The sequence below is a fragment of the Altibacter lentus genome (assembly GCF_000746845.1).
GTDB classification, from domain to species: Bacteria; Bacteroidota; Bacteroidia; order Flavobacteriales; family Flavobacteriaceae; genus Altibacter; species Altibacter lentus.
In genome coordinates this window covers 2,275,666-2,288,128 of record NZ_KN050846.1, presented here as the reverse complement: position 1 = coordinate 2,288,128, position 12,463 = coordinate 2,275,666, and the positions used below count along the sequence as shown (strand labels likewise).

Annotated in this window: 13 protein-coding genes; 6 read left to right on the top strand and 7 right to left on the bottom strand. The window is 43.3% G+C overall.

Annotated elements, in window-relative coordinates; all coding sequences use genetic code 11:
* Positions 1-18: 18 nt before the first annotated feature.
* Positions 19-699: a tRNA (guanosine(46)-N7)-methyltransferase TrmB gene (gene trmB / locus JS40_RS10580; protein ID WP_034260400.1), complete on the bottom strand. Its 681-nt coding sequence runs from the start codon at positions 697-699 to the stop codon at positions 19-21.
* Positions 700-786: 87 nt separating this feature from the next.
* On the opposite strand from trmB, the gene JS40_RS10575 reads away from it, so the two are divergent.
* Positions 787-1,848, top strand: a complete 1,062-nt coding sequence (locus tag JS40_RS10575; protein WP_034260398.1) for a glycosyltransferase — start codon at positions 787-789, stop codon at positions 1,846-1,848.
* On the opposite strand, the gene JS40_RS10570 is transcribed toward JS40_RS10575, so the two are convergent.
* Complete coding sequence (locus tag JS40_RS10570) at positions 1,822-2,865, bottom strand: sensor histidine kinase (RefSeq protein WP_034260395.1); 1,044 nt, start codon at positions 2,863-2,865, stop codon at positions 1,822-1,824. The two genes, JS40_RS10575 and JS40_RS10570, sit on opposite strands and share 27 nt — an antisense overlap.
* Positions 2,865-3,548: a response regulator transcription factor gene (locus JS40_RS10565; protein ID WP_034260393.1), complete on the bottom strand. Its 684-nt coding sequence runs from the start codon at positions 3,546-3,548 to the stop codon at positions 2,865-2,867. Before JS40_RS10565 ends, JS40_RS10570 begins: the two co-directional genes overlap by 1 nt.
* A gap of 220 nt (positions 3,549-3,768) precedes the next feature.
* Here JS40_RS10565 and JS40_RS14845 point away from each other — a divergent pair, with 220 nt between their 5' ends.
* The 4 genes from JS40_RS14845 to JS40_RS10545 all read left to right on the top strand — a co-directional run bounded on the left by JS40_RS14845 (position 3,769) and on the right by JS40_RS10545 (position 7,371).
* Positions 3,769-4,746, top strand: a complete 978-nt coding sequence (locus JS40_RS14845) for a T9SS type A sorting domain-containing protein (protein ID WP_084677483.1) — start codon at positions 3,769-3,771, stop codon at positions 4,744-4,746.
* A gap of 94 nt (positions 4,747-4,840) precedes the next feature.
* On the top strand, positions 4,841-5,815 hold the full coding sequence (locus JS40_RS10555) for a LuxE/PaaK family acyltransferase (protein WP_034260391.1): 975 nt from the start codon (positions 4,841-4,843) through the stop codon (positions 5,813-5,815).
* On the top strand, positions 5,815-6,849 hold the full coding sequence (locus JS40_RS10550) for a hypothetical protein (RefSeq protein ID WP_152558169.1): 1,035 nt from the start codon (positions 5,815-5,817) through the stop codon (positions 6,847-6,849). Before JS40_RS10555 ends, JS40_RS10550 begins: the two co-directional genes overlap by 1 nt.
* A gap of 6 nt (positions 6,850-6,855) precedes the next feature.
* Positions 6,856-7,371 (top strand): DUF350 domain-containing protein, encoded by a 516-nt coding sequence (locus JS40_RS10545; RefSeq protein WP_034260387.1) that lies wholly within the window; start codon positions 6,856-6,858, stop codon positions 7,369-7,371.
* A gap of 156 nt (positions 7,372-7,527) precedes the next feature.
* Here JS40_RS10545 and tyrS read toward each other — a convergent pair whose 3' ends face one another.
* Positions 7,528-8,826 carry a tyrosine--tRNA ligase gene (gene tyrS / locus JS40_RS10540; protein ID WP_034260385.1) on the bottom strand — a complete coding sequence of 433 codons (1,299 nt, stop codon included), beginning with the start codon at positions 8,824-8,826 and terminating at the stop codon, positions 7,528-7,530.
* Between the two features lie 76 nt (positions 8,827-8,902).
* On the opposite strand from tyrS, the gene JS40_RS10535 reads away from it, so the two are divergent.
* Positions 8,903-9,928: an NAD-dependent epimerase/dehydratase family protein gene (locus tag JS40_RS10535; RefSeq protein ID WP_034260383.1), complete on the top strand. Its 1,026-nt coding sequence runs from the start codon at positions 8,903-8,905 to the stop codon at positions 9,926-9,928.
* Here the strand turns inward: JS40_RS10535 and JS40_RS10530 are convergent.
* Genes JS40_RS10530 through JS40_RS10520 form a run of 3 tightly spaced genes read right to left on the bottom strand, consistent with a single transcriptional unit; the run spans position 9,889 to position 12,406 of the window.
* Positions 9,889-10,332 (bottom strand): DUF4296 domain-containing protein, encoded by a 444-nt coding sequence (locus JS40_RS10530; RefSeq protein WP_084677482.1) that lies wholly within the window; start codon positions 10,330-10,332, stop codon positions 9,889-9,891. The two genes, JS40_RS10535 and JS40_RS10530, sit on opposite strands and share 40 nt — an antisense overlap.
* On the bottom strand, positions 10,329-11,675 hold the full coding sequence (locus JS40_RS10525; RefSeq protein WP_034260379.1) for a dihydroorotase: 1,347 nt from the start codon (positions 11,673-11,675) through the stop codon (positions 10,329-10,331). The genes JS40_RS10530 and JS40_RS10525 overlap by 4 nt, the downstream gene beginning before the upstream one ends.
* Complete coding sequence (locus JS40_RS10520; RefSeq protein ID WP_034260377.1) at positions 11,672-12,406, bottom strand: polyprenol monophosphomannose synthase; 735 nt, start codon at positions 12,404-12,406, stop codon at positions 11,672-11,674. The genes JS40_RS10525 and JS40_RS10520 overlap by 4 nt, the downstream gene beginning before the upstream one ends.
* Positions 12,407-12,463: the final 57 nt, after the last annotated feature.

Here is a 12,463-nt window from a genome sequence, read left to right as displayed (position 1 = left end):
GTGTGAATATAAACAAATTTACGTGGATGTGAATCTGAACTTAATGTAGGTGATCTTTTTATCTACCTCCAGATACTGACTTTCATAGAAGGTTTGGATCCTGGTAACTTCTTCCGGAGTATGGTCATTCCCGTACACATCGTGATGCGCATACAGTATCTCTTCTTCCAGTCCTTGCAGGAGACCCAGCGTATAGCCGTGCATGAACTCACTATCGGTCTTTAGGTGTACGATCCCTTGTGGCTTAAGGATATTCTTGTATTTCGTTAAGAATTCCCGATTGGTAAGCCGGTGTTTGGTACGTTTATATTTGATCTGCGGATCGGGGAAAGTGATCCAGATCTCATCTACTTCATTTTGGTCGAACACATGCGTGATCAGCTCGATCTGCATACGCAAGAAACCTACATTCTTTAGATCGTTTTCCAGCGCGGTCTTGGCACCTCGCCAAAAACGAGCCCCTTTAATATCGATGCCAATAAAGTTCTTCTCGGGATATTGTCGTGCTAAATTAACTGTGTATTCTCCTTTGCCACAGCCCAGCTCCAGTACAATGGGATGATCGTTCTTAAAGAAGTTCTTGCGCCAATTTCCTTTTAGTCCGTGGGTATCTTGAAAGATCTCCTCACGGGTTGGTTGAACGACATTTGCAAAAGTCTCATTTTCCTTGAACCGTTTTAATTTATTCTTGCTGCCCACTGTGGTAACTATTTCTTATTCTTACTTTATGAATTGGTAAAATTAAGGAAATATTGTACGGCGGCTATTATACGTACCTTTGTTTTTATGGTGAATACCAAAACCATTCTAGTAGCACCTCTTCACTGGGGACTGGGTCATGCAACACGATGCATTCCCATAATTCGGGCGCTACTGGAGCATGGGTACAGGGTAATGATCGCTTCAGACGGACCGGCTTTGCTATTGCTTCAGAAGGAATTTCCACAACTCCCTTCACTGGAATTACCTTCCTATGATATCACCTACCCTAAAAAAGGAGCTTATTTTAAATGGTCCATACTTTCGAAGCTACCCCATCTTCGGAAGACCATCTCCGCAGAAAAGAAATTGATAGCAACTTTGGTTGCTGAAGGAAGGATCGACGGACTTATAAGTGATAACAGGCTTGGCGTTCGCAATAAGAACATCCCTTCTGTTTTTATCACGCACCAGCTGAATGTATTAAGTGGTGATACTACCTATTTTAGCAGCAAACTGCATCAAAAAACCATCAAAAAATTTACGGCATGCTGGGTGCCCGACGTCGCTGAAAGTCCCAATTTAAGCGGAAAGCTGGGACACCTCAACGACCCGAAGTTTCCCGTTACCTACATTGGCCCCCTAAGCCGTATGCAACAAAGGGATCTGCCTGTCAAATACGATATTCTTGCGCTTCTCTCCGGCCCCGAGCCCCAGCGGTCGTTACTGGAAGAGATCTTAGTGCGCGAACTTCAGGATTGCGGAAAGCGTGTACTGGTAGTCCGGGGAAAAGTTGAGGCCGTTCAAAAACGAAAGACTATAGAAACGCTGGAGATTGTAAATTATATGAATTCTTCGGAACTGGAAACAGCGATCAACCAAAGTGATGTAGTGGTCTCTCGCAGCGGGTATACCACCCTCATGGATCTTGCAGCGCTTCAGAAAAAAGCATTCTTCATCCCTACTCCGGGACAGTACGAACAAGAATATTTGGCAAAACGCCTGAAGGAACAAGGTCTTGTGCCGTGTTGTAAACAGGAACGATTTACTGCGGCTAAATTATTGAAGATCCCGTTCTATAAAGGCCTACAGGAATTTAAGCCGTCAGCTAACTTTAAAGAACTATTTCGACTTTTCGAGGGTGAATGAGAATTCTGAGCCCACGCCAAACTGACTTTCGACATAGATCTTTTCGCCGTGTGCTTCCACGATATGTTTTACGATGGAGAGTCCGAGGCCGCTTCCGCCTTCCTTTCGGGAGCCGCTTTTGTCTACACGATAGAATCGTTCGAACAACCTTGGAATATGCGCTTTCTCAATTCCCTCGCCATTATCTGTCACCCGAACGATCACTTTATTTCGAATGAGACCTTCAATACTTACCTCCGTGGTACCATCCTTCTTCCCGTATTTTACGGAATTTACAATAAGGTTGGACAGTACTTGCTGGATACGTTCGCGATCTGCATTGACAAAGATGGGTTCTTTGTATTCAATATCGAACACAAGGGAGATATTCTTCTTTCCGGCCTTCATCTCCAGAAGATCGAACACATTCTGGATCAATTCGATAATATTGAAGTCTTCTTTATTAAGATTAAGGTCCCCTACCTCCAACTTCGTGATCATGTCAAGGTCTTTGATAATATAGATAAGACGTTCCACTCCCTTGTTTGCCCTTTGTAAGTACTTTTTACGAACCGACTTGTCCTTCATTGCACCATCCAGCAAAGTGAGAATATAGCCTTGCACTGTGAAGAGCGGGGTTTTAAGTTCGTGAGAGATGTTTCCAATGAACTCTTTACGATAATTCTCCCGTACCTTTAGACCTTCAATCTCCAGTTTCTTGTCGTGGGCAAAACGCTCCACCTCTTTGGTAAGCGATTCCATATCGGTCGTAATCCGTTGCGGGCTCAGCGTACTGGCATCCAACAGTGTGACATCATCATAGATCTTCTTGATCCGTTTGTAAATAAAGCGCTCTACCCTATACTGAATGGTAAAAAAAGAAAAAACATAGCACACCGCGGCAAATCCTACAAGAAACCAGTAATTGATACCTTGGTAGAAATAAAAAAAGACACCCATGGCGAGTGTCAAGAATAAGGTGATAGCTGCAGAAGTGTAGGCAGCGAACTTATATGTTTTTTTAAAGATCCCGGCCATTAAATCACAAACTTATACCCTACTCCCTTCACGGTTTTGAAACGATCGTCTCCTATTTTTTCACGAAGTTTACGTATATGGACATCTATTGTACGGCCGCCAACAACCACTTCATTTCCCCAAACACTATCAAGAATGTCTTCTCGTTTAAAAACCTTTCCCGGTTTCGAGGCAAGCAGCGCCAATAATTCGAATTCCTTTCGCGGGAGAACGATCTCCTCTTTTCCTTTAATGATCTTGTATTCCTCTCTATTAATAACCAGATCCCCTAATTTCATCTTGGCCTCTTCTTCTTCGGGCTCCTTGAATCTACGTAAAAGTGCTTTTACTTTACTAATAAGTACTTTAGGCTTTACCGGTTTAGTAATATAATCGTCGGCACCCGCATCAAAACCGGCCACCTGCGAGTAATCTTCGCCTCGTGCCGTCAAAAAAGTAATGACCGTTTCGGAGAGGTCCGGGATGTTTCGCAATTTCTCACAGGCTTCGATGCCATCCATTTCGGGCATCATCACATCCAAGATGATTAAATGAGGTTTGTGCTTTTTGGCCTGAGAGATCGCTTTTACGCCATTTTCGGCAGTGATCACTTGATACCCCTCTGACGTTAAATTATATCCAACGATCTCTAAGATATCCGGTTCGTCGTCGACCAATAGTATTTTTGTGTCTTTCCGTTTCATTTATAGGTTATCTTTTTGAAGTGTTAAAGATACTATTTATTAATTTTCACCATTCTGGTATCATCATTGTTAACGATTACATAACATACTAAAGATACTCTTTTTCTAAGAGGAAGTAACAGCAGTGTTACCGAATCGTTAAACTCGCCAAAACACAGGAATTTTAACAAAAAGAAAGGAATACAATTATGTATCTTTGCACCAAATAAAAAACAATCTAATGATGAAAAAAATTACTTTATTGGCAGCGTTTTTTGCGAGCGTTGCTTCTTTTGCACAAATTGCCGGCACTAGTTTTGAAGAACCGGGAATTTTCACCGTACAATACGTTGACACCGGAGATGCCAATGTTGCGCATGACCTGGTGAACAATCCAAATGAGCCTTTTGTAGATTATACATCCGCAGGAGGTGAACTTGGCTTCAACGCGAGATATGAACCCTATGACACTCCCAGCGATGGTCTTACAGATGGGGATTTTGTAGGTGTTACCGACTTTGCACCTTCTTCTACAGTGGGTTATACCGATGGAGTACAAGGATACCAAATTAGCGATGCCGACGGAAACTTCATCCTCGAATTTGATACTGTAGATCTTACAGGAACCACCACACCGGGACTTACATTAGATTATGCTCTATCGATCAACGGCGATGGCACCAACGGAAACTACGAAGGAGACGGAACTGTTAATGAATCCGGTTCAGACAGACTTCGTATTTACGTAAAGGATCTTACCAACAGCACAGAGATCGATATTCTTGATTCAACAGGAAGTGATCTTGATGACTTTGTACCTACTGACAGTGGTACCGGAAATTACATTGTGGCATGGCAAACTGGAACTGCTTCATTGTTGCCAAACACTACGGTTCAATTGGTCATCGAAGCCCGTATGAATGCAAGTGGAGAAGCTTTCTTTTTTGACAACATTCAAATAAGTGGCCTTTTAGGAACAGCAGACGCGCAGGAAAGTCAGTTTTCCATGTACCCTAATCCTGCTTCAAATTTTGTGAACATCGCTTCAAAAATTGCGGGAGCGAAGCAAGTTTCAATTTTCGACGTATTAGGGAAGCAAGTAATAAACACTACCCTAACCAACGATCGTCTGGATATTTCTGCTTTGGACAGCGGCGTATATATCGTGAAAATCAAACAAGGAAATGCCAGTACTACCAAAAAATTGGTTGTTCGTTAAGGCATAGTATACCACAATAATTTAAAAAGCTTCTGTGTTCGCAGAAGCTTTTTTTATTCCCTATTTTTGAATGAAATTTTCAGGGATCTGTCGTATGCTCGAACAAGACATTTTTGCTATTTCTTCTTCGGAAGATTTCACAGCAGCCGCACTGCGGGTCTTTCAGTTTCAGTATGACAACAACAGTGTTTACCATGAATTCTGTGAGTATATGAAGGTCAAACCTGAAGCTGTTAGGTCGGTAACGGACATCCCGTTTCTCCCCATACAATTTTTTAAAAGCCACAGAATTATTTCCGAAGGTTATTCGCCGCAAGTCACTTTTACAAGCAGCGGCACTACCGGTGCTACAGTAAGTTCACATTATGTCGCCAAAACACAGGTATACGAGACTTCGTTCACAAAGGCTTTTCAATTGATGTATGGCGAAGCGTCTCAGTACGCAATTTTGGCATTGCTGCCTTCCTATATGGAGCGAGAGGGTTCTTCCCTTATCTATATGGTAGACCATCTTGTTAAAAAGAGCCATCATCCCGATAGCGGGTTCTACCTTCATGATCTTTCAGCACTGGCTGCAAAGATCGAATACTTGGAAGCAAAACAACAGAAAACGCTTCTTATTGGCGTTTCCTACGCCTTGCTGGACCTTTTGGAACATTATTCATTTTCGTTGGAGCATACCGTGGTAATGGAGACCGGCGGGATGAAAGGCCGACGTCAAGAAATGGTCAAGGAAGCGCTGCACGATCAGCTAAAAAATGGATTTGGTGTCTCAAAAATACACAGTGAATACGGGATGACAGAACTGCTTTCTCAAGCTTATTCCAAAGGACATGGCATCTTTGAATGCCCTCCATGGATGCAAGTTTTAACCCGCGATCCCGAAGACGCCCTTACCCTAATCCGCGGTAAGACGGGAGGCATTAACGTCATCGATCTCGCCAACTTGTATTCCGTTTCGTTTATTGCCACTCAAGATCTTGGAAAAATACATGCAGACGGGTCTTTTGAGGTATTGGGAAGGTTCGACAACAGTGATATTCGCGGCTGTAATCTAATGGTGCTGTAATGAATAAGCCTGCCCGCACATCGCCTCAAGGCTGTCTCTGGACATTATTGGTCATGGTCATCTGCGGGATCGTCTTTAGCGGTTTACAAATAGCGACCCACTTCCCACCATTTTTAAACGTTATTATTGGATTGCTGGTTGGTATTGCAGTTACGTACAGCTTTTTGGGGAAACCAAAAATTAAGCGTGTGCTTCAAAATTTCCTACTGGTTTTTATTGTATTCATAGTCCTGAAAACCCTGTTTGGAATGCTCATTGATCTGTGGGGGGCGCACAGGGAGGATTTGACGTTCACTTCAGAAGAAAAAGTGCTGCAAACCACAATAGTTGAAGGCACTGACACCATTCCTGTATTCTCCAGTATCCGAAGATGGACTGATAACTACGGAAATTCTTTTGAAGGAGATCTCACCGTACGAACCAACGATTACTATGCCTTAAAAGACTATATCGCCAATTACCGAAGCAGTACTCGTGGTAATTTTTGGGGAAATCTTTACGACCATATTGAACGCAAGGATCGTCCCGGCCTCGATCTGGTGATCCAGAATTTTGAACGCATCCGTGCCGAACGAAACCTGAATCAGATGGAATTTGCCGAAATGGTGGTCAGCTGTATTCAGGACATTCCTTATGCCTTCGTTTTTTCACAGGAATGCCTTCCGGCCGACAGATATGAATCGTCCATTAAGGCAATACTGGAACAATGCCCTCAATGCTGTATTGGGAATATCGCGTATGGCATACAAAATCCGGTCTCTTTCATTCAAAATTTAAAAGGGGATTGCGACACACGCACGGTATTAATCTACTCCATCTTAAAATATTTTCAATACGACGTCGCCATTGCCAACAGTGACTTCTATAAACACTCGATCCTCGCGATCAATTTACCTGCCAGTGGTTTATTTAAGGTCCACAACGGAAAGAAATATATCTTGTGGGAGACCACCGCCCCCTATTTTCAGGCCGGTTATTTGTCTCCAAATTTCGACGACGTCACACATTGGAATATTGTACTAACCAGTAAATAGCACACTATGAACACACAACTTTTCACCCTTGCACTTTTGGAGATCCTCCTGTCGATCATCATCACAGTACTGATCATCTTTATCTCCTACAAATTGTTAAAACGCCTTTTCTTTAAACAGGAAGAACTCGCAGGAAGTAATCTTTCGTTTACCATATTTACCTCGGGAATTGTCCTTTCCATAGGTATTATTTTAAGCGAGATCCTTCCATCGATCACCAATGTAATACGATTGTCACTAAATCACGTGGATACGATAGACGCGATCACTGTAGCAAAATATTCGGGAGTCTATCTATTTATTGGTTTTATCATGGCGGTCTTTATCAATTTGACCGTTTTTTTCCTCTTTTCGATTCTAACAAAGGGAGTGAACGAATTCAAAGAGATCCAGAAGAACAACCTCTCTGTAGCCATTATGGTTGTTGCAATCTTGATAAGTATCACACTAATTGCCAAAGATAGTATTGCGCTGCTTATAAGCGCATTGATCCCGTATCCCGAGGTTACAAATTTTTTGTAAAACCGTTGTAAGGTTTTTACCGTATATAAGACCAAATAACTGTTATGATAGCAAGTTAAGCTTGTTCATAATTTTGGTTGGTTAGTTAATGTCGAAAATCCTTATTTCTCTTGAAATAGGGATTTTCTTCTTTTATACGATTATACGGTTATACGGTTATACGGTCTTAATGATAAAATAGTTTTTCTTCCCACGCTGAAGCAACACGAATTGACCGTTAATTAAGTCTTCGCTCCTAATTGTATATCCTTCGGAAACTTTTTCCTTATTCACCGAAATAGACTGTTCCTTAAGGGCTCTTCTTGCTTCGCCGTTGGATTTTAGGAAACCGGTGCGCTCGGCAAGTGCGCTAATTATATCAAGTCCTTCTGCTACTGTTGAAGCTTCGACCTCTCCCTGCGGCACACCTTCAAAGACGTCTAAGAAGGTTGCCTCATCCAGTTGTTTCAGCTGGGCAGACGTGGCACGTCCAAAGAGAATTTCCGAAGCTTGTATCGCTTTTTCCAAGGCTTCCTTCCCGTGAACGGTGGTCGTTACTTCTTCGGCCAATCGCCGCTGTAATAATCGAAGGTGAGGGGCTTCAGCATGTTCTGCAACAAGCGCCTCTATGGTGGGCTTATCAAGAAAGGTGAATATCTTTATATATTTTTCGGCGTCTTCATCACTGGTGTTCAACCAATATTGATAGAATTTATAGGGAGATGTACGCTTGGCGTCCAACCACACATTACCGCCTTCACTTTTACCAAATTTACTGCCGTCACTCTTTGTGATCAAAGGACAAGTTAGTGCAAATCCTTTGCCTCCGGCGATACGCCTAATCAGCTCTGTTCCGGTGGTGATATTTCCCCATTGATCGCTCCCGCCCATTTGCAAGGTGCAGCCTTGTTCCCGGTACAAATGCAAAAAGTCATATCCCTGCACCAACTGGTACGTGAACTCTGTAAAAGACATCCCTTCTGTAGCGTCACCTGAAATTCGATTCTTTACGGAGTCTTTCGCCATCATATAATTGATGGTAATATGTTTTCCCACATCCCGGATAAAACCAAGGAAGGAGAAATCCTTCATCCAATCGTAGTTGTTCACCATGACCGCTTCATTAGGAGCTCCCGACGAAAAGTCGAGAAACTGCGAAAGCTGCGCGCGGACACATTCTTGATTATGGCGCAAGGTAGCTTCATCCAATAAATTTCGTTCGCTGGACTTTCCAGAGGGATCCCCGATCATTCCCGTGGCGCCACCTACTAACGCTAAGGGCTTGTGGCCACAACGCTGATAGAAGGCCAATAGCATGATGGGCACCAAATTACCTATATGAAGGGAGTCTGCAGTGGGATCAAACCCCACATAGGCAGCTCGCATTTCCTCCATGAGATGAGCTTCAGTATCGGGCATCACATCGTGGACCATGCCACGCCATTGTAGTTCTTCGACGAAATTCTTTACTTGCATTTTTCAGACTTTTGGCAAAGATAGTCGGAAGCTTTAAAAGAGGAAAGCGTATTGCAAAAAAGAGTATTTTCGTAACATGATATTAGTAACCGGAGGCACGGGCTTGGTAGGTTCACATCTGTTGCTGGCATTGGTGCAGCAGCAACAACCTGTTCGTGCGATACACAGGACTTCCAGCGACCTCAATGAGGTGCGCAAGGTGTTCCGGTACTTTAGCCACGAGGCCGATGCACTTTTTGAAAAGATCGAATGGATAGAGGCCAATATATTGGACATCCCGGCCCTTACGGATGCATTTCAAGGAATCACCAAAGTATACCATGCTGCGGCCTACATAAGTTTTAATACGAAACATTATCGCAAACTGAAGAAGGCCAATGTCGAGGGAACAGCCAATATCGTTAATTTCTGTCTGGCAAACAACGTCACAAAATTATGTTATGTGAGTTCGGTCGCCACGTTAGGTTCCAAAGCAGGAGGGCTTATTGATGAAACCACTTTCTGGAACCCGGAAGCAAAAAATAGTGTGTATGCCATTACAAAGTACGGTGCCGAAATGGAGGTTTGGCGTGGCACCCAAGAAGGACTGCCTGCGGTGATTGTGCATCCCGGGATCATTTTAGGAGAAGGACACTGGTCCTCCGGAAGCGGAGCCCTGATAGCGCGTGCAGCCAAAGGATTAAATTATGCTCCCACGGGCGGAATGGGAGTAGTAGACGTAAAAGATGTAGTACATGCTATGATTGCCCTTATGGATGGCTCGTTCCGGAACGACCATTTTATTCTGGTAGGTGAGAATGTAACGTATCGAACATTACTAACAGATCTGGCGGTACGCTTCGGAAAGACCCCGCCACAAAAAAAACTGCCCAGATGGATCATGCTCGTGTTATCGAAGCTGGATCGGCTTTCGGCATTGCTATTCGGCACAAAAAGAAAGCTTCCCAAGGCTACGGTACGTTCTATGTACAAGGAATCGTATTACGATGCCTCTAAGCTTGTAAAGGCATTAGACTTCCGGTTCACACCTTATGCAGCAACCCTAGATCGCATCACTGAAAACTATTCTTCCGGCGGTAAGGAATCTGATGCCACCGGTTGAACGAGTGTTTGTTCCTGTTTCACACTATCGATCTTTTGCTGAAAGCCCTCTTCTTTCTGAAACACTTTTTGAAGGCTATCTTTCTCTTCTTTAATGTCCTGTAATCTCGATTCAACCTTTGTAAAAAGATCGATATAGCCATTGAGATTGGCCGTATAATAAGCATTGCTCTTCACAAACTGAAGACTGTCTATAGCATATTTTTTATAGAGGATGGAATCCAGTTTAATGCCGCTCTCGTTGATGGTTTGTACACTAATACTACGTGCGGCGTTCATAAGATACGCATCGACAAATATGTCTACCATTTTTTCTTCAGAAATAAGGTCGTCGGGACGTTCGGGGCGTTTAACATCCTGGCAGGCCATAGACATAAGAAGAACTAAGAGCGCGAAATACCTCATTTTCCTCTGTTGAAAGTTAAACGTTCACCCAGACTTCTGTTAGGATATTTTCCATTCTCATAAGCGATCACTCCATTAATGAGCGTGTGCGTAACTCGCGATTTGAAGGTCGTGCCTTCAAAAGGCGACCAGCCACATTTATACCCAAGGTTATCTTTGTTCACCGTCCAGGGGGCGTTGGGATCCACAAGTACCAGATCTGCCTTATACCCCTTTTTAATATACCCTCTATCTTTTATTTGAAACAGGATCGCCGGATTATGCGCAGTCTTTTGAACAATTTTTTCTACAGAAATCCGACCCTTGTGATGCATTTCAAAAAGAGCCTCCAGTGCATGTTGCACCAACGGCCCTCCTGAAGGAGCTTTGGTATATACAGCTGCCTTTTCTTCGATAGTATGCGGCGCATGGTCTGTAGCGATCACATCGATTCGGTCATCATTCAGCGCTTTCCACAAGCCATCGCGGTCCTTTTCGGTCTTGATGGCAGGATTCCATTTTATCTTGGTGCCTTTCGCTTTATAATCGGCATCGGTGAACCAAAGATGATGCACACATACCTCGGCTGTGATCTTCTTCTCTGCGAGAGGTTTCTTATTACTGAACAGCTGAGTTTCCTTTTCGGTAGAAAGGTGAAAAACGTGAAGTCGGGCACCGGTCTTCTTAGCTAAAGCGACCGCCTTGGAAGAGGATATATAACAAGCCTCCTCACTTCGTATCTTTGGGTGCATCTCAATAGGGATGTCATCACCATATTTTTTCATATAGGCTGCCAGGTTCTTTTGAATCGTCGCTTCATCTTCACAATGAACCGAAATAAGAAGTTTGGTCTTCTTGAAGATCTCTTCGAGGACCTTTGGATTGTCCACCAGCATGTTACCCGTGGAAGATCCCAAGAATAATTTTAGCCCCGCAACCTTTGTTTCATCTACTTTTAATATCTCGTCCAGATTGTCGTTGGTACCGCCGAACATAAACGAGTAGTTGGCCCATGAAGTTCGTGCCGCAATATCAAACTTATCTTCTAAAAGTTCAACAGTTGTGGCTTGTGGCACTGTATTGGGCATCTCGATAAAGGAGGTGATCCCTCCGGCGACTGCCGCCTTTGATTCGGTCTCGATCGTGGCTTTATGGGTAAGTCCGGGTTCGCGAAAATGCACTTGATCATCGATCATTCCGGGAATAAGGTACATCCCGTCTGCATCGATCACCTTAGTGTCGCCGGATTTAACGCTAATGCTGTTAGACACTTCCACGATCAAATCCTTTTCTACAAGGACATCCCCTCGAAAGATGACTCCTTCGTTTACAATATTTGCATTCTTAATTAAAATTGGTTTCATTGAAAATCGTACCTCTTAAACAAGCTTTTAAACTTCATTTTTATCACTCCAAAAATTGCTTCGGAAATAATCCCCCCGCTCATTTTTGATTCTCCTTTGGTTCTATCTGTAAATACTACGGGAATTTCCACGATCTTAAATTTCCGAAGATGCGCTTTAAATTTCATTTCGATCTGAAATGCGTAGCCTACAAACTGAATATTGTCCAGATTTATTTTCTGAAGGACTTCACTTTTATAACATACAAAGCCAGCCGTCGTATCGTAAATGTCCATCCCTGTAATGATGCGCACATATTTGGAGGCCAACCATGAAAGCAAAACCCTGCTCATGGGCCAATTGACCACATTCACTCCTTTTACATAGCGCGAGCCAATGGACATGTGATATCCTTCCTTTGCACAAGCATTATACAGTCGTATTAGATCGTTTGGGTTGTGCGAAAAGTCGGCATCCATTTCGAACATATATTCGTACGATCGTTCCAAGGCCCATTTAAAACCGGCAATGTACGCCGTCCCCAATCCCATTTTCCCTGAACGCTCCAGCATGTGGAGCTTATTAGGAAACTCATGCATCATGGATCGGACTTGTGCTGCGGTTCCATCGGGAGAGTTGTCATCGACGACCAAAATATCGAAAGCACGTTGTAAGGAGAAAATATTGCGAATAAGCCGTTCAATATTTTCGATCTCATTATATGTGGGTATTACCACCACAGCTTTGGACATACTCCCTTTTTTTTGAGCAAATGTACCCTTTTTTGCGCAAAATTATGTGAAGGAAAA